Source organism: Flavobacterium sp. N1736, from assembly GCF_025947065.1.
Lineage (GTDB): Bacteria > Bacteroidota > Bacteroidia > Flavobacteriales > Flavobacteriaceae > Flavobacterium.
Genome location: NZ_CP109994.1, coordinates 651,822 through 673,868, shown reverse-complemented (window position 1 = coordinate 673,868; position 22,047 = coordinate 651,822). Strand labels below are relative to the sequence as shown.

Here is a 22,047-nt window from a genome sequence, read left to right as displayed (position 1 = left end):
ACCTTATTTTTTAAAGTCATTATTCATAATCTTGTCATTTCGACGGAGGAGAAATCACATAAAGTGAAGACACACAGTTTGTCGCTCTCTGGATGTGATTTCTCCTCCGTCGAAATGACAAAAAGAAAAAAACTTAGCACCTAAGAACCTTAGCAACTAAAAAAATGAACGAAATATTCGAATGGAATAGAATTTTTTACAATGATTTGCCCGAAAATTTCGCGCTGGAGGTTATCTTTCGTTCCACAGTAATGTTCACGATTTTGCTGTTGACTTTAAAACTGGCAGGAAAACGAGGCGTTAAACAATTGTCGATTTTCGAAACCGTAATTATAATCGCCTTAGGTTCTGCAGCCGGAGATCCAATGTTTTATGAAGATGTTGGAATTGTTCCTGCCGCAATTGTTTTTACCGTAATTATAATTTTGTACCGCGCCGTAACCTGGCTGACTGGAAAAAGCAAAAGATTTGAAGAATTTATTGAAGGCAAAACCGAATGTTTGATAAACGACGGTAAATTTTCTGTAGCAACTTTCAAAAAAGAAAGTCTGGCGCAAGATGAATTTTTCTCTGAACTTCGTATTAAATCTATCGAACATCTTGGTCAGGTAAAACATGCTTTTATAGAAACAAGTGGCGAAATAAGCGTATTTTTTTATGAAGATAAAGATGTAAAATATGGCTTGCCAATTTTGCCTGGCTTGTTTAATGAAAAAAGTAAAAACATTCAAAATGACGGTATTCATGCCTGCACTTTTTGCGGCCACACCGAAGAACAAAAATCAGGAACTGCAAAATGCAAAGTCTGTAAAAAAGAAGAATGGGTTCCTGCCATAAAAACACTCAGAATAACGTAAAAGATAAATTCCAATCCCGATAATTATCGGGAAAATTCCAAAAAAATAAAGGTTTCAACATAGTTTAATTAAAAAACTTTGAACCTTTGTAACTATGAAACTCTGAACCTTAAAAGAAATGAGAAAAGCCATATTTCCGGGATCTTTTGATCCAATAACACTTGGTCACGAAGATATTATTAAAAGAGGAATTTCTCTTTTTGATGAAATCGTAATTGCAATTGGTGTTAATGCCGAAAAAAAATACATGTTTTCACTCGAAGAAAGAAAACGTTTTATCGAAGAAACATTCAAAGATGAACCTAAAATTTCTGTTATTACCTATGAAGGATTGACTATAGATCTAGCCAAAAAACTAAAAGCTAATTTTATTTTAAGAGGTTTGCGCAATCCCGCTGATTTTGAATTCGAAAAAGCCATTGCACATACCAACAGAAAACTGTCAAAAATAGAAACTGTCTTTTTATTAACGGCTGCAAAAACATCTTTTATAAGTTCAAGTATTGTTCGCGATGTATTGCGAAACGGCGGCGAATATGAAATGCTGGTTCCGGATGCTGTTAGGGTGAAGAAGTAATAACACACATAAAGTCATTTGAGGAACGAAGCAATCTCACTGATATAAATCATTTTGGGAAGGATTCTGCAAATGAGATTGCTTCGTTCCTCGCAAGGACAAAACCAACCCCAAAAACACAAACTTGCAAGCGAAGCAAATTATAAGTAATTTCGCATTTTTAAATAAACATAAACAATGAGCATCGAAAGAGAATTAAACAAACGTAGCGGATCTAAATGTGAACTTTGCGGAGCAGAAGAAAACCTAAAAGTATATCAGGTATTACCAACTCAAAAAGGCGGACTTGACGAAAGCATAATGGCTTGTGCAACTTGTATTGACCAAATTGAAAACCCTGATAATGTAGATTTAAATCACTGGAGATGTTTAAATGACAGTATGTGGAATGAAAACGTGGCGGTACAAGTTGTTGCCTGGAGAATGTTAAGCCGATTGCGTGCTGCTGGCTGGCCGCAGGAATTGCTTGACATGATGTATTTAGACGAAGATACGCTTGCATGGGCAAAAGCAACCGGAGAAGGCGAAGATGACGAAAACAAGCTGGTTCACCGTGATAGTAATGGGGTAATTTTAGAACACGGAGATTCTGTTGTTTTAATAAAAGATTTAAAAGTAAAAGGATCAAGCATGGTTGCCAAACAAGGAACTGCCGTTCGTAACATTCGTTTAGACCATGAAAATGCTGAATATATCGAAGGAAAAGTAGACGGACAGCAAATTGTAATTATAACGCAATACGTGAAGAAGATATAATCTTTAAAGGTTCAAAGGTACAGAGTAACAAAGGTTCAAAGTTTTTTTTCAACATGAAACATGAAACTTTTTTAATACAAAAAAGGCTATTCAAATCTGAATAGCCTTTTTTGTATTGTATTTAAAATTTCATGACAAAGGTTTAACCTGAACAAATAAAACCTGAAACCTGAAACTAAAAATAAATTATTTTTGGAATAATTTATTAATCTGATCTTTTACGAATGGCTCAGAAACACTGCTTGTTGCAGAAGAAGCTTCTTTGCTTGAAACCATAAACTGAACTGTAGCTTTCTCAGGAATAACACTTCCTGTGTAATGCAACCAGATGTAGTTGTTTGGTAATTCTAATTTAATATCATATAATGGGCTTGCAGTAAAACCGCCCATAATAATATTATAAAGACTTGTATAATCGTTGTTAACGTTTTTAAATGAAAACTTTCTCAATGCTGACGAATCATCATCATTTTGAATACTTGTGTAATAAACAGTATATTCATCTCCAATTTTTTGAATATAGTTGTTATTTACTTTTCCTAATTTTTCAACAGGTACAGTTTCAAGAACTTTAATCTGCGCAAACGAAACAACGCTAAAAAACAAAATAGCAAGGGTAATAATCTTTTTCATAACGATTTTGGGGTTAATTTTTACTACTATAATAAACGCCGAAATTATGAAAAATTACTTCTAAAACCACTCTTTTATTAACATTAAATTGTGAATTTTAGTTAAAATTACTTCATTCGGCACATTAAAAACTGCAACTTTTTAATAATCAATAAATTAAAATTAAAAAACACAACTATAAAGTCTCTGAATTTTCGTGAAATTCTGAAAAAAACAAATTTTATCGTTCTTCTTCTTTCTTGACAACCTTACGGGCAACTTCAATTTTAAATTTCTTGCCTTTCATTTTCTCGTCTTTTACATTATGAAGCAAGTCTTTTACTTTATTGTATTTTACAGCTGCAAACGAGATAAAATCTTTTACTTCGATTAAACCTAAATCACCTTTTTCCAATTTTCCTTTTTGAGAGAAGAAACCAACAATATCAATTTTATTCAGTTTTGTTTTCTTTCCTCCACTAATATAAATTGTTTGATATTCAGGTGGTTTTGGTAAAGTCGTGGTGTTTTCTACATTCAAAACTTCCATTCCGTAATCGATATAATCCAGTTTTTTTTCACTTTCGTGAATAATTATATACGCCGTTCCTGTAGCTTGCATACGTGCCGTACGACCGTTACGATGTGTAAATTCATCTTCTTTTAAAGGTAAATGATAATGAATTACATGTTTCATTTCCGGAATATCCAATCCACGTGCGGCAAGATCTGTTGTGATTAAATAACTCATACTTCCGTTTCTAAACTGAATCAAAGCGCGCTCGCGTTCATCCTGATCCATTCCGCCATGATAATACGTGGCGTAAATTCCTTTTTCGTTCAATGTATCACTAATACGTTCTGCAGCATCGCGATGGTTACAAAATATAATTGCCGACTGTGATTTCAATGAACAAATTAAATTGAACAAACTTTCCAACTTATCTTTAGCTGGCGAAACAATCATTTTCATCGAAAGATTCGCTTTTTCTTCTTCCTCGGGAATAAAATCCAAAACTGTTGGATTAACAACTCTGGTATATCTCGGAATTTCAATATCTGAAGTTGCCGAAACCAAAACGCGTTTGTTTAGTTTTGTTAATTTGCCAATGATATATGACATTTGCTCATGAAAACCCAACTGCAGTGATTTGTCAAATTCATCTAAAATTAAAGTCTGAATTTTGTCTGTACGAAAAGTATCTCTGTCAATATGATCTGCAATTCTGCCCGGAGTTCCAATTAAAACCGCTGGCGGATTGCTTAAATTTTTAATTTCAGTATCAATAGAATGTCCGCCGTAGCAGATATTCACTTTATATTGCGTTCCCATTTTTTTCCAAACCTGCTCGATTTGCAAACCTAATTCACGCGAAGGCACTAAAATTAAACATTGAACCGAAAGAATTTCCGGCTGTAATAATTCTAAAACCGGAAGCAAAAAAGCCAGTGTTTTTCCTGATCCTGTTGGAGAAAGAAGCAAAACATTGTTATCGTTTAAAATTGCGTCCTGAGCAACTTCCTGCATTTCGTTTAGGCTCTCAATACCTAAATTCGAAAGTATATTGTTGGAATGGTGATTTTTATTCATTTTGCAAAAGTAATTAAAAGGTTTCAAGTTTCAGGTTTTCTTTTGTTTCAAGTTTTTTTACTGCAAAGGTGTAAAGTTTTTATCTCTCGCAGATTTTGCAGATTAGGCAGATTTTTTATTTATCAGTTGAAATTAAATCTGCTCAATCTGCAAAATCTGCGAGAAGCAAATAACCACAAAGCGTTAAAACCTGAAACAAATAAAACTATTATATTTGGTTTCTATTAAAACCAGATCCATGAAACTTTTTACATTTTACCTTTTCCTTTTCACCATCACAATTTTTGCTCAGAATAACAATAAAAAATACGACACTTTTTTCGAAAAAGGAAACGGAAATCAATCTGCTTCGTATGCTGAAACTATTGCATATTATAAGCTTTTGGCTAATGATTTTCCAAGGATTCAAATGAAAGAAATGGGTTTAACAGATTCCGGAGAACCATTGCATATGATCGTTTATAATCCTGAAAAAGAATTTGATTTTGAGAAAATCCAAAAAAACAAAGCGGTACTTTTTATCAATAACGGAATCCACGCCGGAGAACCTGACGGAATCGACGCGACTATGCAATTCTACAGAGATTTGGCAATTGGAAAACTAAAAGCACCAAAAAATACCGTTCTCGTTTGTATTCCGGTTTATAATATTGGCGGCGCTTTAAACAGAAATTCAACTACAAGAGCCAATCAGGACGGACCGGAAATTTATGGTTTTAGGGGAAATGCCAGAAATTATGATTTAAATCGCGATTTAATGAAATCAGACACTCGAAATACAAAGAGTTTTGTCGAGATTTTCCAGAAAATAAATGCCGATGTTTTTATCGATAATCACGTAAGCAACGGATCTGATTATCAATATAAACTAACCTATATTATGACGCAGCATAACAAATTGGGAACTGTTTTGGGCGATTTTATGAATACCGAAATGATGCCGGCTTTGGTAAAAGATTTACAGCAAAAGAAAATCGAAACAACGCCTTATGTTGATTCTTTTAAAGATACGCCGGACAAAGGTTTTGGGCAATTTGTTGATAGTCCGCGATATACAACGGGATATACTTCGTTGTTTAATACAATTGGTTTTGTGGTTGAAACGCATATGCTGAAAAAATATGCTGATCGTGTAAAAGTAACGTATGAATATATGAAATCGACAATGGATTTTACCGATGCCAATTATCTAAAGATAAAAGAACTTCGAGTGAAAAATCTGGAGCAATATAAACCAGGAAAACCATACACTTTGCAATGGGAACTGGACAGTACAAAAGCAACTACATTTTCGTTTTTAGGATATGAAGCGGGTTACAAAAAAAGCGAGGCCACAACAGGAAATCGTTTGTATTATGACCGAAGCAAACCGTATAAAAAAGATGTTCCGTATATAAAAGAATTCAAATCAGTAAAAGACGTTGTTATACCGTTTGCTTATATCATTCCGAAAGGATATTGGAATATTATTGATCTTTTAAAGAACAACAATATCTCGTTTTCTCAACTTAAAAATGATACAATTATTGAGGTTGAAAGTTACAGAATTGCTGATTTTAAAACAGCGCAAAATGCTTATGAAGGTCATTATATCCATAGAAATACAACCGTTACTTCTAAAATAGTAAAAATGGCTTTTGCCAAAGGCGATTACTTAGTTCCGACAAATCAAAAAGGTGTAAAATATTTAGTAGAAGCTTTTGAACCGGAAGGTGTTGATTCGTTTTTTAACTGGAATTTCTTCGATCCAATTTTACAGCAAAAAGAACATTATTCTGAATATATTTTTGAAGATACAGCAGCGAAATTATTAAAAGAAAACCCAACTTTAAAAGCCGAATTAGAATCTAAAAAACAAACTGATACTGAATTTGCTAAAAATCCTGATGCGCAATTGGACTGGATTTATAAGCATTCTGTTTATTATGAAAAGGCGCATTTGCAATATCCTGTTTATCGAATGCTTTGATGTTTTCTACCGCGAAGTTCACAAAGGTTTTTTTGATTTTTGATTGTGTTGAGAAAACGCTAAGATCACAAAGTTTTATGTGTAGAACTTTGATAAAGATAAAATTGAATTTAAAAACTAATTAAATTATGGCATATAAACTCTTCCTAGACAGCATTCGAGATGTGAAAATGATTTACAAAAATTTATATAAGTTTATATAATAATTATAAACTCTAGTTAATAAACTTAAAAATAAGCAGACTTAAACATAACAACAAAACTAATTTAACTATCAACTAACCAATGAATCAAAATAAAACAATTATACAAGATACAATTATTCAGAAAACTGTAATTATTAAAGATACAATATACGCCTCAGTACAAAAACTAACTGAAAATAGTACTGACGTTGAGATTTATAAAAAGATTTTAGAAAACCAATCACAAACTTATACACTAATATTAGGTGGTTTTGTCGGAGTTCTTGCTTTGTTTGCAACGGGTACGTACTTATATCAAACTAGAATAGCCAAAACTGATATTGAAAAACAAACAAATAAGATTTTTAAAAGAGAGAAGGAAAGATTGGCAGATAATGTAAAAAAAGAAATTAATCAAGAGCTTTACAAAATGAAAGGAGAAAGTGCTAGGTTATTTGCTAATCAATGTACAAACACAACGCCAGCAACAAGAGTTCAACTTTTCTATTGGTGTTGTCAATGTATTAAATATTATGGACTTTGTGAAAATGGTGGTAGTGCAGTTAGAGCATCTTGTAGAAGAGCTATCAGAGCTGCTGAGTATTTAAATAACAATAAGCTAACTTGCAAACCCGTTTTACTAAATAAACATCCTGATTTAAACAAAAAATTTTACTCGATTTTTGATAAAATACCGAAAGAATTAACAGAGGAAAAAGAGAAATTAGTAGAATTGTTAAATGATATTGTTTCATAAATCAAAGTAATTCTCCCTTAGCTAGCGCGAGCGTCCCGCTCGTGAACGCAAAGAGAAGCAAATTTCAATTGAAACGGGCACGAGCGGGACGCTCGCGCTAGCGAAAAACCCGATAACGCGGATTTAAAATCCGTACCCGCAACGAGAGAAACTAAGAAATAAAGTTTGCCTTACTGTGTGGATACGGATTTTAAATCCGCGTTATCGTAATTCTTAAATCTTCGAATATCGAAATAAAGTATAATCAATTCCTTTAACTTTTACTTGAGTTACCTGATCTGGATTTTCTAAAATTCTTTTATCAATTTCCGCCTGCACAAAGTCAATATCTTTAATAACTACATTAAACTCTTGCAATTTACCTTTATCTAACATTATTAAATCTGTAGCATCCACAAAATTATGATTCCATACTTCTTCAATTATATTATATGTGATTATATTAGCCTTTAATGGAACCGTAACAACCAAATCATTTATTGAATATAGCGTAACCTTACTCGTATTAATATTATAAAAGTATGCATTAGAACCATCAATAACCAAATAGCTACCGTCTTGTACATTTAATATTTTTCTATTTTTATCTATTATTTTATAACCCTTTAATGTCAAATCATTAATGAAAGGCGTTATCAAATTATGTAATCTAGTTTGAACTTCTCGTATATTCACAATTGTATTACTCATATTTTATTTATTAATTATTTTTACAAAATTACATTATTTTGAAGTAATCACTAGCTAGCGCGAGCGTCCCGCTCGTGAACGCAATCAAAATAAATTTAAGATAACTAAATTAAAAAATAGTCACGAGCGGGACGCTCGCGCTAGCGGAGGAAAACCTGAAACTTGAAACACAATAAAACTACTCTCAAAGTGTAGCTCGTGTGAGGGATAGAAGCTGGCTACCGAAGTAGCGCGGATAGCCCGACAGCATTGAAAAAAAGGCCTAATGAACGCAAAGTTGATTAGGCCTTTTTTTAAATGGTGGCACGCCCAGATTATATTAATCCGCGTTATTGTATGTGGATATATTTTGTAGTATAAAAGATTATTTATCCTTCAATATATTTTGTAAAAACTCAACTTTGTCTTTTTCTGCCTGAACTAAACGTTCGTAAAGTTTTTTATTTTCTTCTATAGATTCCATTAATTTATCTAAAGGATTAAAAGTGAATAATGGTCCATGCGAAAATGCACCATTACTTCCACTATTATCATAGAAATTATTAAAGTAATTAATTGCAGCTTCGTCTGAAAAATTTTTAAGGGCTTCTACACTTACTCCCAAAGCTTTTGCTACTTCTGCAAGTCTTTCATCATCTATGGTTTCGCTGTTTTCAAGAGCCGATATAGTTTGTTGGCTAATTCCTAAAGCCTGCGCCAAAGCTTCTTGTTTCATGTCACGAAGTTCACGAATTCGGCTAATTTTTCGCCCAATATGGTTTGATTTTGTAAGTGTGCTCATAATTCAAAGATAATATTAAGGGTAATAACTGGCAATATGTAAAAAACAAATTTTGGTATGTACGATACGATCGAAATGATTTGTGTAATACAATTATTACTTATTACGCATTAAACAAAAGTACGATTTTTGAGACATGAAATAGTTAAAAAAAATTCAATTGCAAAAATCAATATCAAAATTCAATTACAATTGTTGAGTTTTGATATTGTAATTGATTTTTGTTATTGAAATTGAATTTTACTATTGTAACTGATTTTCTTCTTCAAAAAGTAATTTGATGTTTTCGTAAGAGTTTTTTAGGGCTTCTTTGATTTGTTCCGGATTTAACCAGGCTACTTTTTCGATGCCTTCATTTTCCTGACCTACGGGAGTTCCTTCAAAATCTGATTGCATTTCGAACCAATGCGTAATTTTTAGTTTGTATTTTCCGTTGCGTTTAAAAACGTGGTATGTTTTTTCGAGTTTATTGGTGATTCTTAGTTTGCCAACGCCGGTTTCTTCTTCGACTTCGCGCATGGCAGTATCTTCAATTTCTTCGCCTTTTTCGATTCCGCCTTTTGGCAAATCCCATTTTCCGTTTCTGAAAATGAATAAAACTTCGCCTTTTTTGTTGTAAACTAATCCTCCGCCGGCTTTATTTACGGGAATTTTAGCTTTTAAGGTCTTCATTATTTCCTTTTCGTCAGGATAATACAAATAAGCCTTTTGAATTTTATTTTGAAACATTTTGACAATAAGATGCTCGATATCAATACTCTCTAACAAGAATAATTGAAAATCAGTCTCTCTTGAGATCTCATTTGTCAAAAAAAGTGGTTTGTCGTTCACAAAAACTTTATACATTTGTAGTATGATTTTTAATAAAGATACTGCCGAAAAAACAGCCGAATTGCTTTTGCAAATAAATGCAATTAAATTGAATCCCGAAAATCCTTTTACATGGGCTTCAGGATGGAAATCTCCTATTTACTGCGATAATAGGTTAATTCTTTCATTTCCGGTTATAAGAAATTACGTTCGCGACGAGTTTGCGAAGAATATTGAGAAACAATTTGGTAAACCAGATGTTATTGCCGGAGTTGCCACCGGAGCCATTGGAATTGGAATTCTTGTTGCCGAAAGCCTTGGGTTACCTTTTGTATATGTGCGTCCGGAAGCGAAAAAACACGGTAGACAAAATCAGGTTGAAGGTTTTTTACAAAAAGGTCAAAACGTGGTTGTCGTTGAAGATTTAATTAGTACAGGAAACAGCAGCTTAATGGCTGTGGAAGCTTTGCGTAACGAAGGTGCTAATATTAAGGGAATGGCGGCGATTTTTACCTACGGTTTTGGTGTTGCACAAGAGAACTTTAAAAACGCCAATATCGACCTGTTTACATTAAGTAATTACGAAAATTTACTAGACTTAGCGGTTCAGAAACAATATATTACCGAAGATCAACAGTCGACTTTGCAGGAATGGAGCGAAAGCCCGTCGACATGGTTGCAGGAGGAGGAATAATTTTAGATTTTAGATTGTTGATTTTAGATTATCAGAATCAAGATTTTGGAATTTAGATTTACTTTTGATTTAAACAAAAAATAAAAAAATAAAATATGAACTTAGAAAGTCCAAAGGTTACTGTTCAGAAATCAGCACAGGATTTATTTGATTTGTTGACTGATGTAAAGAATTTTGAAAAATTAATGCCTGACAATATCGCTAAATTCGAAGTGATTGGCGAAGATGCTTTTATTTTTGGACTGAAAGGTATGCCGGAAATAAAACTGAAAATGAAAGAAAAAGTAGCTCCAAACAAAATTGTTTTGGGTGCTGCAAGCGATAAACTTCCGTTTACTTTAGTTTCGAACATTGAAAGTGTTTCTGACGCTTCAAGCGATGTTCAATTGCAATTTGAGGGCGAATTTAACCCAATGATGGCAATGATGATTAAAGGACCAATTAGCAAATTCATTGAAACTTTGGCAACTAATATGACCAAACTTTAATTAATGGTAAATTGTAAATTGTAAATTATAAATGAAAGTCTGATTTAACGATCAGACTTTTTTTTGCCACAGATTAAATGATTTAAAAAGATTTTTTTTTACACAGATTCTGCAGATCATAGCAGATTTATTTGGATTTAAAATCATTTTAATCTGTGCAATCTGTGGCAAAAATATCTCTACAATAAACCTTTGTCACTTTGAACCTATGAACCTTTGCACCTCTTTAATAAACCCTTTGCCCCTCTCTAATAAAGCATCTGAACTTCCTTAATATCAAATTCTGAAACAGAATCGTCTTCTAACAAAATCTGAATTTTTCCAACAGACGAAACGCCCTGAATAATTCCCATGAAGTTTTGTCCTGAAGCTTGGGGATCAAGATTTTTAAACGGCATTGGAATTCCTTTTCTGAATAAAGTATTGAAATATTGCTTCCAGAAAATATCGAAATTGGTTTCCCACAAATCTATTTTTTGCTGAATTTTTTCGATAATTAATTCCGGTAAAATATCTTTATCAAAAGTATTTTTGGTAATTACTGCCAATGACGAAGCGTGCGGTAATTCGGTAAAATTAGTTTGATTTACGTTTAAGCCTAAACCAACGACTGACACGATTCTGCCATCGCTTTTTAGGGTGTTTTCGATAAGTATGCCACCAATTTTTTTATTGTATGACATAATGTCGTTTGGCCATTTTATACTTAAATCAGGAATATCAAAAGAATTTAAAGTTTCGATTACGGCTAATGAAACTATAATACTTAAATTAAAAACCTGTTCGTTATCATATAGAAAATCCTTTACCAAGGCACTCATAATTAAGTTTTTACCTGATTCAGACTGCCATTTAGATCCCATTTGCCCCTTGCCTTTTGTCTGATTTTCAGCCGTTACGACGGTAAAATTATCAAGCTCGTCCTGACTTGCCAGAGCCTTTAGGAAATCGTTTGTAGAATCTATGGCATCGAGTTTGATTAGTTTCATTAAAATAATTTATTTATACTTAATTTAATATTTTGTTAAGGTTCAAAATTAATCACAAAAATTGGTAACTTTACAAAATCATATAAAATAATTCATGGCGAAAAAGACTATTAATAATGATGTTCTGTTGGCGAACATAATCAAAGGAATTGAGGAAGTAAAAGGAAATGATATCGATATTCTTGACTTGAGAGACATAGACACTGCTGTTTGTGACTATTTTGTTATTTGTAACGGTAGCTCTAATACTCAGGTTAACGCCATTGTGAACTCTATTCAAAAAACAGTATCAAAAGACTTAAAAGATAAACCCTGGCACGTAGAAGGAACCGATAACGCTGAATGGGTTCTAATGGATTATGTGCACATCGTGGTACATGTTTTCCAAAAACACATTCGTGAATACTACAATATCGAAAGCCTTTGGGGTGACGCCAAAATAACTACAATCGAAAACAAATACTAAAGAAAATTTCTTCTAATGGCTAAAGATAATAATCCAAATCCGAGTAAATTTAAAATAAGTCCCTGGTTAATATATACTGCAATACTTCTAGTTTTTTTATTTATAAGTTTTGCAACCGGTGGATCTAATTTAAGCGAACCTGCTCAATTAACTTCTTCTAAATTCAATGTATTATTAGAAAAAGGACAAATTGAAAAAGTGATCGTTTATAATAAAGCTGAGGCTGAAGTATATTTAAACGCTGCGGCTCTTAAAGACGCTGCCAATAAAAAAGTAGCTAAAGATATTTTTGACAGACCAAATAAAGGTCCGCATTATACTTTAGAGATTGGTAACGATCAAATTTTTCAAACTAAATTAGAAAAAGCAGTTGGCGAAGGCAAACTAAAAGATTTTAACTTCCTTCAAAAAAACAACTGGAGCGATATTTTAATCAGCTTACTTCCTATCATCATCATTATTGGTGTCTGGATTTTCATTATGCGTAAAATGTCAGGTGGTGCCGGTGGCGGTGGCGGACAAATTTTCAATATTGGAAAATCGAAAGCAAAACTGTTTGATGAAAAAACAGATATCAAAACTACATTTAAAGATGTCGCCGGTTTAGAAGGTGCAAAAGAAGAAATTCAGGAAATTGTTGAATTCCTTAAAAATCCTGAAAAATATACTAATCTTGGAGGTAAAATCCCAAAAGGAGCTTTACTTGTAGGACCTCCGGGAACTGGTAAAACCTTGCTTGCAAAAGCAGTTGCGGGTGAAGCTCAGGTTCCATTCTTCTCATTATCAGGTTCTGATTTTGTTGAGATGTTTGTAGGTGTTGGTGCGTCACGTGTTCGTGATTTATTTAAACAAGCAAAAGAAAAATCTCCTGCTATTATTTTCATCGACGAAATTGATGCCGTTGGTAGAGCAAGAGGAAAAAGTAATATGTCTGGCGGAAACGATGAGAGAGAAAATACTCTGAACCAATTATTGACAGAAATGGATGGTTTTGGTACAAACTCAAACGTGATTGTTTTGGCTGCAACAAACAGAGCTGATGTTCTTGATAAAGCTTTAATGCGTGCAGGTCGTTTTGACAGACAAATTTTTGTTGACTTACCGGACATTCGCGAAAGAGCAGAAATTTTTAAAGTACACTTAGCTCCTATCAAAAAAGTTGAAGGTCTTGATCTTGATTTCTTAGCAAAACAAACTCCGGGATTCTCAGGTGCTGATATTGCAAATGTTTGTAACGAAGCTGCTTTAATTGCTGCCCGTAACAATAAATCTGCTGTAGACAGACAAGATTTTCTTGATGCTGTTGACAGAATCATTGGTGGTCTTGAAAAGAAAAATAAAATTATTACTCCGGAAGAGAAAAGAGCAATCGCAATTCACGAAGCTGGTCACGCAACTGTAAGCTGGATGTTAGAGCATGCTGCACCACTTATTAAAGTAACTATTGTACCTCGTGGACAAAGTTTAGGAGCTGCATGGTATTTACCGGAAGAAAGACAAATCGTAAGAACAGATCAAATGTTAGACGAAATGTGTGCTACTATGGGCGGAAGAGCGGCTGAAAAGGTAACTTTTGACAGAATTTCGACCGGAGCATTAAGCGATTTAGAAAAAGTTACACGTCAGGCTCGTGCTATGGTAACGATTTATGGTTTGAATGATAAAATCGGAAATGTTACTTATTACGATTCAAGCGGACAAAGTGAATATAATTTTTCTAAACCATATTCTGATGAAACTGCTAAAGTAATAGACAAAGAAATTTCAGAATTAATTGAAGGTCAATACCAAAGAGCAATTCAGATTCTTGAAGAAAACAAAGACAAGCTTAATCAGCTTGCCGATATATTAATTGAAAAAGAAGTTATTTTTAAAGATGACTTAGAAACGATTTTCGGAAAACGTACTTTTGATAAAAATCTTGAGGAAGTGGTTTCGTAAATTCGACATCAATATGTAATATTTTTTAAAATCTTAATTCAAAATAGCCTTTTGAATTAAGATTTTTTTATCTTTGAACGTTTTCAATTAACATGTAAAGTATTTCATATAAAAATGAATTTTTTCAAAAAAATATTTGGTTCCAGCGACGCCGCTTCTGATGAAGAAAACGAAAGTGAATATGCAGGTACTCCTATTCAGGATAGTCATTTGTCTATAGATGAACGATTCATTTTTAATTTTAAGAAAAATGGAGGTAAATTTTTGTATTGTGAAAACAAACAAGAAGTAGCTGAACAATTTGAAAATATCCTTGAAGAAAATGATTGGTTCGAAAACGAAGTTTTATGTTATGAACCTGCCCTGTTTAGCTTATTAGAAGAAAACAAATTACCTTATCATTCTCCTGCTAATCCAAGATTTTTGCTTGCAACCTGCGAGAACTTAATTGCTGATGAAGGTTCTATTTTATTTTCATCAAAGCAAATCAAACAGAATAAGCCAAACGAATTACCCCCAAATATTGTCATTATAGCAACAACGAGCCAAATGCTGCCAATGAAAAGCGACGGGCTTAGTGCTATTAAACGCAAATACGAAAGAGACTATCCTACCAATATTACCACAATAAAATATTTCGAAAAAGCAAAAGAAGAAGATTTTACACAATACGGAAGTGTTGCCAAAAACTTGTATTTATTGCTTTTAGAAGATCTTTAAGATGAATGAAACTCTCAAGAGAACCATTTCTGGTGCTGTTTATATCGCTTTACTCGTAGCTTCTATTTTGTTTTCTACAGAGAGCTTTATCATTCTTTTTGGTATTTTTCTGGTTATAGCAACTTATGAATTTTGCAACTTAGTTAAGATGAACAAGTATTTTGCTATACTATTTGTTTCTGTTTTTTATTCGTCTGTATCTTTAATTACTTTTTATAAAGCTGAAACTGAAAATTATATCAGTAAACTTTTAAAAGAAAATATTTTAATTACCGTTGATACAGACAAATTATTCTCTGTATTACTCCTAATTACATTACTTGTATCTATAAAATGTATTGTCTTTTTATTTGATGACACTCAAATCATCAGTAAACTATCAAAATATATTTATCTGATTGGATACATTATGCTTCCATTTCTTTTTATTGTGAAAATTTCTTTTGGAATAAAAGATTATAATCCGAAAATTATCATTGGGTTATTTATTTTAATCTGGACAAATGATACTTTTGCTTATCTGGTAGGTAAATCCATTGGAAAACATAAATTATTTGAACGTATTTCACCTAAAAAAACAATTGAAGGATTTCTTGGCGGAGCTGTTTTTGCTGCTTTTGCAGGTTTTTTAATTTCAAAATTTTACATTCGCCCAAATCCTGAATTTAGCAGTAAATCTGTTTTAATATGGATGATAATTGCTTTAATTGTTAGTGTTTTTGGAACTATAGGAGATTTGATTGAATCAAAATTTAAAAGAATTGCGGGTGTAAAAGACAGCGGTTCGATAATGCCGGGACACGGTGGTGTTTTAGATCGATTAGATAGTGTTATATTTGTAGCACCAGTTATATATTTATTTTACCAAATTTTATATTATGTTTCATAAAGAGGGAGGCCCATCGATTTTATTAGGAACTGTTTTTGCAGTTGCTGTGCTTTTAATTGCTGACAAATTCATTGATATTACCTGGCTAAGAATGCTGGTACAAATTGCCGGCGTAGTAGTTTTGATTATTATTTTACAATTTTTCAGAAATCCAAAAAGAATAGCAATCAGAAACAGCGATCACATTCTTGCTCCTGTTGATGGAAAAGTTGTGGTAATTGAAGAAGTTTACGAAGGTGAATTTTTTAAAGACAAACGTTTACAGGTTTCTATCTTTATGTCGCCAATAAACGTACACGTGACACGTTATGCTATGGACGGTATTATTAAATTTAGTAAATATCACCCTGGTAAATTTTTAGTTGCCTGGCATCCAAAGGCAAGTGAAGAAAACGAAAGAACTACGGTTGTAATTGAAAATGAGACTTTTGGTCAAATATTATACAGACAAATTGCAGGTGCTTTAGCGCGTAGAATTGTAAATTATGCTCAGGAAGGAATGCAGGTTGTTCAGGGTACTGATGCCGGATTTATTAAATTTGGTTCAAGAGTAGATTTATTTTTACCTTTAGGTACGCCTATTAATGTAGAATTAAACCAAAAAGCAATTGGCGGTAAAACCATTATTGCTACAAAAGCTTAAATGACTCAAAAAGATTTAGATACTCGCTTTTCAGAGGCTGTAGAAACTGCTTTAAAAATGACTCAGGCCTCACTGCCGCAAGATGTGCAGTTAAGGCTTTATGCGTATTACAAACAGGCAACGTTTGGAACCGCAGTATACAATCAATCTGAAAATTTTGATTTGCGCGATGCTTTTAAAACTAACGCATGGATGCAAATTAGCCATATTTCGATTGACGAGGCAAAAGAAAATTACATTGAAATAATTAATTCTCTAACATCAAAATAATTTCCAACATGAAGAAAATCATCATATGTTTGACTATTTCGGCTTCATTCTTAGTATTATTTTCTTGTAATGATAATAATAAGCTAACTGAAGTTGTAGAAGTTCCTTTACCAACAAAAGAAGAAAAAATAACAATTGGTTCTCCTGATGAAGTAAAAGCTGAACCGGGTTCTTTTGGGCTTACTAAATTATCTTTTCCTTATGATGGGTTGGCGCCGGAAATTCGTTCTCTTACTTTAGAAACGCATTATTCCAAGCATTATGTAACGTATACGAATAATTTAAATAAGGAAATTGTTTCGACAGAATTTGAAAACATGCCTATTGAGGATATCTTAAAAAAGATGCCTCTTACAAATTTAAAACTACGTCAAAATGCCGGTGGATATTACAATCATACCATGTATTTTGATCTTTTAACGCCAAAAGAACAAACTCCAAAAGACACACTTTCAGGTTCTATAAACAAAGAATTTGGTTCTTTTAATAACCTTACCAATCAATTTAAAGGTCAGGCAACAAAGCAATTTGGTTCTGGCTGGGTTTGGTTAGTCGTTGATAAACTTGGAAAACTTCAGGTAACTACCACCGAAAATCAGGATAATCCGTTAATGAAAAACGCTTTGATTCCCGGAACTCCTATTTTAGGAATCGATTTATGGGAACATGCTTATTATCTCGATTATCAAAACAGAAAAGGAAGTTATATCGATGCTTTTTACAAACACATCAATTGGGAAAAAGTAAACGAAAACTATATTGAAGCTTTAAAGAAAGTTCGAAAAGTATAAAAAAAAGCTGATACATAATGTATCAGCTTTTTTTTATACTTTTCTCAAGGTTGTTTAAAACATATTCGAAAACGTAATTCTCAGACTTTTTGATAACTTTCTGAGTTTCTGCTTCTCTTTTTTGATAAACAATGTCATTAAACAATTTTATAAGATAATTCATAATAATCTACAGGGATTACTATGGCTTTTGCATAACTTACAACCTCTTACAAAGGAAATTAAGTGTTAGTAATCATCAATTTATTATGATTTATGCAATTGAAATTTAAAATTATTTGTGTCGCTTTTATCACACTTCTTGCCTGTTCAAACAAAAATAATCCTGATGCTGCGCAATCCGTAATTGCCGGGCCTCAAACTGAATTTCTCCCGGAAATTAAAGATGTAAAATATGCATTCGAGCAATTGGATAATAGTAAAGGATTATCAAATAGTTCGATCAATACTATTTTTCAGGATTCTGAAAACTTAATTTGGATAGGAACATGGGACGGACTAAACCGATATGACGGAAATAATTTCAGGATTTTCAGACCTGAACTAAACAATAAAAATAGCCTTAGCAATCAGGTCATTTTAAAAATAGACGAAGATTACAAAGGTCTTATCTGGATTGCAACGCTTCACGGAATTAACAGTTATAATAAACAAACAGATATTTTTCAGCATTATTATTTCGACAGAGAAAACATTCCGCCATTATCTGAATCTGAATTTCATATTACACTCAATCCCTCCAAAAAAGTTTTTTGTGCTGTAAAAGATTGGGGAATTGGTTATTTTAACGGAACTGATTTTCAATTATTAAATGCCAAAGACCTTTCGAAAAAAGAAGTCAGAAAAATGGAATTTACGTCCAACGGAGATTTGCTGATTTTATTTGAAGACAATAAACTCTATTCTTTAGCTTTCAGGAAATCACAGGATGATGACAAAGAAATTATTTCGAAAATAGAATTGATTTCAGAAAACATCAGTCAATTTGGAATTTTATCCAAACAAAAAATAGTTACTTTATCGGTATCAGGAATTACAACAATAAATTCTGTATTGTATAAGGAAACTTCAATTTTGTCCAATAATATTACAAAATTTATAACCAGCATTTCTGATGGAATTATAGTTTCGTCAAAATCGAAATATTCTATAATTGATACAACGGGAAATATCGTTGACAAACCGTGGCTTAACAGTTTAAACAATCAAAAAATAACAACCCTGATTGCCGGCAATGAAAACATTATTTGGGCAGGAACGGATGGAGACGGAATAATTAAAATGTTTCCCGCTAATAAACCTTTTAATCTAGTTTCGAGAACTCAAATTCCGGAATTTGACGGCGGAATTATCAGGACTTTTTTAGCAATAGAAGGAAATTCATTTTGGATTGGAACAAAAGGAAAAGGGTTGTTCCGGCTTCCGCATGATTTTTATTCTAATCCTGAAAAGCAATTGCAATACATGAATTTTAATGACGAAAACAGCATCGTTAACAATGCCGTTTATTCGCTTTATAAAGGAAAGGAAAACTTAATTTTTATAGGAACCGACGGCGACGGAATTACGCTTTACGACTTAAATAATTCTAAACTAATAAATTGGGCAGCGATTTCAGGAAGTAAAGAATGTGATTATTTTAAGTCTGTTTATTCTGTTTATCAGGATGAAGACGGATTTTATTGGTTTGGAACAAATGGTTACGGGATGATCCGTTGTAAAATTGAACGCTCTGGAGAAAAATTAATCATTACCAATTTTAAAAAATACATCGCCGATAGCAATTCTAAAAATGCATTGAGCAGTAATAAAATATACGCTATAATTCCAAAAAACAAAAAACAGCTTTGGATTGGAACCCGCTTGGGCGGATTAAATTTATTTGATAAGGATTCAGAACAATTCATCACTTATAAAAACGACAGGAATAATCCCAAAAGTTTGTCCAGCAACGATATTTTATGTTTACAGACTGATGCGCAAAACCAACTTTGGATTGGAACGAGCTTTGGTCTCAATGTATTAGAAGATTTAAAAGAAGACGGAACTGCAACTTTTAAAAATTTTACGGTCGCGAACGGACTTCCAAATAATACAATTCACGGCATTATTGCAGATCAAAATAAGTTGTGGTTAAGCACCAACTTTGGCTTGTCGAATTTTGATACGCAGCAGTTAAAATTTACCAATTACACCAAAAATGAAGGTTTGCAGAACAATGAATTTTCAGATGGTGCTTTTTATCAGCAAAACCAAAAAGGCTTTATTTTTATGGGCGGAATCAAGGGTTTCAATTATTTTCTCCCGGAAAAAATAAAAGAATCCGTTACAATTCCACCCCTGTTTATTGATAAAATCAGCGGACAAAATCAATCCGTTCCTTATTATCAGGGATTGGCGCTTTCGCAGAATTCCAAAAAAAATCCTGCAATTGTTTTAAATCACGATCAGAATTTTTTTGATATAGAACTGACGGCTTTAACGTATATCAATACCGAAAAATGCCAATATGCATATCAATTAATGCATTTTGATAAAGGATGGAATACGATCAATAACCGGAGAATAATCTCTTTTACAAATGTTCCTAAAGGCAAATATGCATTATGGCTAAAATGGACCAACAGTGATGGCGTTTGGAGTAAACCCGTTCACGCTATTGATATTTGTATTAAACCTATCATTTGGCAATCAAATCTGGCGTTTGCAATTTATTTTTTATTAGCTGTTGCATTCGTTTTATTTGTTGTGAGTTACTACAAAAAACGTCAATCCTTAAACCTCAATATTCTTTCGGCAATAAGAGAAAAAGAACTGCATGAAAACAGACTTTCCTTTTTTACGGATATAGCACATGAATTTCAAACTCCGCTAACTTTAATTGTTGGTCCGGTTCAGAAATTATCAAATGAGGCAAACGGCAACGAAAAAAATCAGAAATTTATAGAAATGATTCAGCGTAACTCGTCAAGGCTGTTATTTTTGACACAGCAATTACTGGAGTTTAGAAAAGCAGAATACAACGGTTTAGAAGTCAAAGCAAAAAAGTTTGATCTCGTAAGTTTGATAGAACAAATTGCCGAATTATTTGATGAATTGGCACTGGATAAAAACATTTCCTATCATCTTGAAATCCCTACTGCCCTAACCGGATGGTTTGATCAGGATAAAGTAGAAAAAATAGTTTTTAACTTGCTTTCGAACGCTTTTAAATATACTCCGGAAAATGGACGAATAGACCTGAAATTTTATATAGAAAATAAAGAGCTGCCACAATTAAATATTATAATTACCAATACCGGAAAAGGAATTCCCAAGCAGGAATTAAGCTCTTTATTTAATCCGTTTTTCCTTGGCGGCACAGGCAAAGAATCCGATAATAATATGTTTAGAACAGGCATTGGTCTTGCCTACGTAAAAAAATTAGTCCACGTATTAAAGGGCGATATTCAGGTTTCAAGTTCCATAAAAAAAACAAACTTTACCATTTTATTGCCTTGCAGTAAAGATGTTTTTACGGCAAAAGAATTAGATCTGGGAATGAGTCCGGTTTTAATTTCAGAACATCTGAAAAATATTCTGGAACAAAAAGCTGATCGTTCTGAAATTATGCCCAACAAAATTTTATCTCTAAATGAATGCAGTGAAAACCGAAAAGTAATATTAATAGTTGAAGATGAACTCGATATTCATCTTTTGCTTCATGAATTGCTAAACGAAAAATACAAGCTTCTTACGGCTTATAATGGTCGTGAAGCGTTGGAAATAGTCCGAAATGAAATGCCTGATCTTATCATCAGCGATGTGATGATGCCTTTTATGGATGGCGTTGAATTGTGTAAAAAAATCAAGACCAATCTCAAAACGGGTCATATTCCGTTTATCATGCTTACCGCAAAAAATTCTGTTTTACATCGAATTGATGGTATCGAAAGCGGCGCAAACTCTTATATCCCAAAACCTTTTTATCCCGATCATCTATTGGTAAGAATACAAAAGCTGCTGGAAGAGAAAGAATTGCTTTCAAGATATATAACACAAGATAATCTTGTTCAAAATTTATCGGTTTTGTCTGTAATTAGCGAGGAGAAAGATTTTATTAAAAAAGTAATTGATCTTATTCGGAATAATATCGATAATGAAAACCTGCAGAGTTTATTTCTTGAAAAAGAACTCGGAATCAGTAATTCACAACTCTATCGAAAGATAAAGCAAAACTTCAATCTTTCTCCCGGAGATTTAATTCGAACAGTCCGACTGAAATATGCTGCAGAACTATTGCGTAAAAATATTTTAACGGTTTCTGAGGTTTGCTACAAATCCGGTTTTAATAACCGCTCCTATTTCTACAGAGAGTTTAAAAAACTATACAATACCACTCCCAAAAATTATCAGCTTATCTATAAAAACAAGCGATAAAACTTCCAAAACATTAAAGATCAACACAGTATAAACGGTGTACACTTTTGAAGAAATAGTGTACACCGTTTCTTACATGCTCAGGCTAATTTTATAAATGATAATTAATTCAATCGTTGTAGTATAAACTTAAAATACAAATAACCTCAAAA

The 22,047-nt window shown here is 32.8% G+C and carries 21 protein-coding genes; 15 read left to right on the top strand and 6 right to left on the bottom strand.

The window, feature by feature from the left end:
• Nucleotides 1-164 precede the first annotated feature (164 nt).
• The 3 genes from OLM54_RS02880 to OLM54_RS02870 all read left to right on the top strand — a co-directional run bounded on the left by OLM54_RS02880 (nucleotide 165) and on the right by OLM54_RS02870 (nucleotide 2,190).
• Nucleotides 165-857, top strand: a complete 693-nt coding sequence (locus OLM54_RS02880) for a DUF421 domain-containing protein (RefSeq protein ID WP_264537107.1) — start codon at nucleotides 165-167, stop codon at nucleotides 855-857.
• Between the two features lie 118 nt (nucleotides 858-975).
• Nucleotides 976-1,434, top strand: a complete 459-nt coding sequence (gene coaD / locus OLM54_RS02875) for a pantetheine-phosphate adenylyltransferase (protein ID WP_264537106.1) — start codon at nucleotides 976-978, stop codon at nucleotides 1,432-1,434.
• Between the two features lie 177 nt (nucleotides 1,435-1,611).
• A complete protein-coding gene (locus OLM54_RS02870) occupies nucleotides 1,612-2,190 on the top strand; it encodes a PhnA domain-containing protein (RefSeq protein ID WP_264537105.1) in 579 nt (192 codons plus the stop codon).
• Between the two features lie 186 nt (nucleotides 2,191-2,376).
• On the opposite strand, the gene OLM54_RS02865 is transcribed toward OLM54_RS02870, so the two are convergent.
• Complete coding sequence (locus OLM54_RS02865; protein WP_264537104.1) at nucleotides 2,377-2,823, bottom strand: hypothetical protein; 447 nt, start codon at nucleotides 2,821-2,823, stop codon at nucleotides 2,377-2,379.
• Between the two features lie 220 nt (nucleotides 2,824-3,043).
• Nucleotides 3,044-4,393, bottom strand: coding sequence for a DEAD/DEAH box helicase (locus OLM54_RS02860; protein WP_264537103.1), 1,350 nt, complete (start codon nucleotides 4,391-4,393; stop codon nucleotides 3,044-3,046).
• Between the two features lie 238 nt (nucleotides 4,394-4,631).
• Here OLM54_RS02860 and OLM54_RS02855 point away from each other — a divergent pair, with 238 nt between their 5' ends.
• Entirely contained in the window at nucleotides 4,632-6,362 is a 1,731-nt protein-coding gene (locus OLM54_RS02855) for a M14 family metallopeptidase (protein WP_264537102.1), read from the top strand.
• A 285-nt stretch (nucleotides 6,363-6,647) separates the two neighbouring features.
• On the top strand, nucleotides 6,648-7,304 hold the full coding sequence (locus OLM54_RS02850; protein WP_264537101.1) for a hypothetical protein: 657 nt from the start codon (nucleotides 6,648-6,650) through the stop codon (nucleotides 7,302-7,304).
• A gap of 213 nt (nucleotides 7,305-7,517) precedes the next feature.
• Here the strand turns inward: OLM54_RS02850 and OLM54_RS02845 are convergent, their stop codons facing one another.
• The 3 genes from OLM54_RS02845 to OLM54_RS02835 all read right to left on the bottom strand — a co-directional run bounded on the left by OLM54_RS02845 (nucleotide 7,518) and on the right by OLM54_RS02835 (nucleotide 9,621).
• Nucleotides 7,518-7,994, bottom strand: coding sequence for a hypothetical protein (locus OLM54_RS02845; RefSeq protein WP_264537100.1), 477 nt, complete (start codon nucleotides 7,992-7,994; stop codon nucleotides 7,518-7,520).
• A gap of 364 nt (nucleotides 7,995-8,358) precedes the next feature.
• Nucleotides 8,359-8,775: a helix-turn-helix domain-containing protein gene (locus tag OLM54_RS02840; protein WP_264537099.1), complete on the bottom strand. Its 417-nt coding sequence runs from the start codon at nucleotides 8,773-8,775 to the stop codon at nucleotides 8,359-8,361.
• A 243-nt stretch (nucleotides 8,776-9,018) separates the two neighbouring features.
• Complete coding sequence (locus tag OLM54_RS02835) at nucleotides 9,019-9,621, bottom strand: NUDIX hydrolase (RefSeq protein ID WP_264537098.1); 603 nt, start codon at nucleotides 9,619-9,621, stop codon at nucleotides 9,019-9,021.
• A gap of 7 nt (nucleotides 9,622-9,628) precedes the next feature.
• On the opposite strand from OLM54_RS02835, the gene pyrE reads away from it, so the two are divergent.
• On the top strand, nucleotides 9,629-10,279 hold the full coding sequence (pyrE, locus tag OLM54_RS02830; protein ID WP_264537097.1) for an orotate phosphoribosyltransferase: 651 nt from the start codon (nucleotides 9,629-9,631) through the stop codon (nucleotides 10,277-10,279).
• Between the two features lie 95 nt (nucleotides 10,280-10,374).
• Nucleotides 10,375-10,767 carry an SRPBCC family protein gene (locus OLM54_RS02825; RefSeq protein WP_264537096.1) on the top strand — a complete coding sequence of 131 codons (393 nt, stop codon included), beginning with the start codon at nucleotides 10,375-10,377 and terminating at the stop codon, nucleotides 10,765-10,767.
• 248 nt (nucleotides 10,768-11,015) lie between these two features.
• On the opposite strand, the gene OLM54_RS02820 is transcribed toward OLM54_RS02825, so the two are convergent.
• On the bottom strand, nucleotides 11,016-11,756 hold the full coding sequence (locus OLM54_RS02820; RefSeq protein ID WP_264537095.1) for a biotin--[acetyl-CoA-carboxylase] ligase: 741 nt from the start codon (nucleotides 11,754-11,756) through the stop codon (nucleotides 11,016-11,018).
• A gap of 94 nt (nucleotides 11,757-11,850) precedes the next feature.
• On the opposite strand from OLM54_RS02820, the gene rsfS reads away from it, so the two are divergent.
• From rsfS to OLM54_RS02780, 8 genes are all read left to right on the top strand, one after another.
• Entirely contained in the window at nucleotides 11,851-12,222 is a 372-nt protein-coding gene (gene rsfS / locus OLM54_RS02815; RefSeq protein WP_012024667.1) for a ribosome silencing factor, read from the top strand.
• 15 nt (nucleotides 12,223-12,237) lie between these two features.
• Entirely contained in the window at nucleotides 12,238-14,163 is a 1,926-nt protein-coding gene (gene ftsH, locus OLM54_RS02810; protein ID WP_264537094.1) for an ATP-dependent zinc metalloprotease FtsH, read from the top strand.
• Between the two features lie 114 nt (nucleotides 14,164-14,277).
• Complete coding sequence (locus OLM54_RS02805; RefSeq protein WP_264537093.1) at nucleotides 14,278-14,883, top strand: lactate utilization protein B/C; 606 nt, start codon at nucleotides 14,278-14,280, stop codon at nucleotides 14,881-14,883.
• Nucleotide 14,884: 1 nt separating this feature from the next.
• Complete coding sequence (locus OLM54_RS02800) at nucleotides 14,885-15,772, top strand: phosphatidate cytidylyltransferase (RefSeq protein ID WP_264537092.1); 888 nt, start codon at nucleotides 14,885-14,887, stop codon at nucleotides 15,770-15,772.
• On the top strand, nucleotides 15,762-16,415 hold the full coding sequence (locus tag OLM54_RS02795) for a phosphatidylserine decarboxylase family protein (protein WP_264537091.1): 654 nt from the start codon (nucleotides 15,762-15,764) through the stop codon (nucleotides 16,413-16,415). Before OLM54_RS02800 ends, OLM54_RS02795 begins: the two co-directional genes overlap by 11 nt.
• On the top strand, nucleotides 16,416-16,685 hold the full coding sequence (locus OLM54_RS02790) for an acyl-CoA-binding protein (RefSeq protein ID WP_264537090.1): 270 nt from the start codon (nucleotides 16,416-16,418) through the stop codon (nucleotides 16,683-16,685).
• Between the two features lie 8 nt (nucleotides 16,686-16,693).
• Complete coding sequence (locus OLM54_RS02785) at nucleotides 16,694-17,476, top strand: superoxide dismutase (protein ID WP_264537089.1); 783 nt, start codon at nucleotides 16,694-16,696, stop codon at nucleotides 17,474-17,476.
• A 255-nt stretch (nucleotides 17,477-17,731) separates the two neighbouring features.
• Nucleotides 17,732-21,895 (top strand): two-component regulator propeller domain-containing protein, encoded by a 4,164-nt coding sequence (locus OLM54_RS02780; protein ID WP_264537088.1) that lies wholly within the window; start codon nucleotides 17,732-17,734, stop codon nucleotides 21,893-21,895.
• Nucleotides 21,896-22,047 lie beyond the last annotated feature (152 nt).

Bases quoted from the DNA above. Each gene is read 5' to 3' on its own strand.
- OLM54_RS02880 (WP_264537107.1), top strand. From the start codon at position 165: ATGAACGAAATATTCGAATGGAATAGAATTTTTTACAATGATTTGCCC.
- coaD (WP_264537106.1), top strand. From the start codon at position 976: ATGAGAAAAGCCATATTTCCGGGATCTTTTGATCCAATAACACTTGGT.
- OLM54_RS02870 (WP_264537105.1), top strand. From the start codon at position 1,612: ATGAGCATCGAAAGAGAATTAAACAAACGTAGCGGATCTAAATGTGAA.
- OLM54_RS02865 (WP_264537104.1), bottom strand. From the start codon at position 2,823: ATGAAAAAGATTATTACCCTTGCTATTTTGTTTTTTAGCGTTGTTTCG.
- OLM54_RS02860 (WP_264537103.1), bottom strand. From the start codon at position 4,393: ATGAATAAAAATCACCATTCCAACAATATACTTTCGAATTTAGGTATT.
- OLM54_RS02855 (WP_264537102.1), top strand. From the start codon at position 4,632: ATGAAACTTTTTACATTTTACCTTTTCCTTTTCACCATCACAATTTTT.
- OLM54_RS02850 (WP_264537101.1), top strand. From the start codon at position 6,648: ATGAATCAAAATAAAACAATTATACAAGATACAATTATTCAGAAAACT.
- OLM54_RS02845 (WP_264537100.1), bottom strand. From the start codon at position 7,994: ATGAGTAATACAATTGTGAATATACGAGAAGTTCAAACTAGATTACAT.
- OLM54_RS02840 (WP_264537099.1), bottom strand. From the start codon at position 8,775: ATGAGCACACTTACAAAATCAAACCATATTGGGCGAAAAATTAGCCGA.
- OLM54_RS02835 (WP_264537098.1), bottom strand. From the start codon at position 9,621: ATGTATAAAGTTTTTGTGAACGACAAACCACTTTTTTTGACAAATGAG.
- pyrE (WP_264537097.1), top strand. From the start codon at position 9,629: ATGATTTTTAATAAAGATACTGCCGAAAAAACAGCCGAATTGCTTTTG.
- OLM54_RS02825 (WP_264537096.1), top strand. From the start codon at position 10,375: ATGAACTTAGAAAGTCCAAAGGTTACTGTTCAGAAATCAGCACAGGAT.
- OLM54_RS02820 (WP_264537095.1), bottom strand. From the start codon at position 11,756: ATGAAACTAATCAAACTCGATGCCATAGATTCTACAAACGATTTCCTA.
- rsfS (WP_012024667.1), top strand. From the start codon at position 11,851: ATGGCGAAAAAGACTATTAATAATGATGTTCTGTTGGCGAACATAATC.
- ftsH (WP_264537094.1), top strand. From the start codon at position 12,238: ATGGCTAAAGATAATAATCCAAATCCGAGTAAATTTAAAATAAGTCCC.
- OLM54_RS02805 (WP_264537093.1), top strand. From the start codon at position 14,278: ATGAATTTTTTCAAAAAAATATTTGGTTCCAGCGACGCCGCTTCTGAT.
- OLM54_RS02800 (WP_264537092.1), top strand. From the start codon at position 14,885: ATGAATGAAACTCTCAAGAGAACCATTTCTGGTGCTGTTTATATCGCT.
- OLM54_RS02795 (WP_264537091.1), top strand. From the start codon at position 15,762: ATGTTTCATAAAGAGGGAGGCCCATCGATTTTATTAGGAACTGTTTTT.
- OLM54_RS02790 (WP_264537090.1), top strand. From the start codon at position 16,416: ATGACTCAAAAAGATTTAGATACTCGCTTTTCAGAGGCTGTAGAAACT.
- OLM54_RS02785 (WP_264537089.1), top strand. From the start codon at position 16,694: ATGAAGAAAATCATCATATGTTTGACTATTTCGGCTTCATTCTTAGTA.
- OLM54_RS02780 (WP_264537088.1), top strand. From the start codon at position 17,732: ATGCAATTGAAATTTAAAATTATTTGTGTCGCTTTTATCACACTTCTT.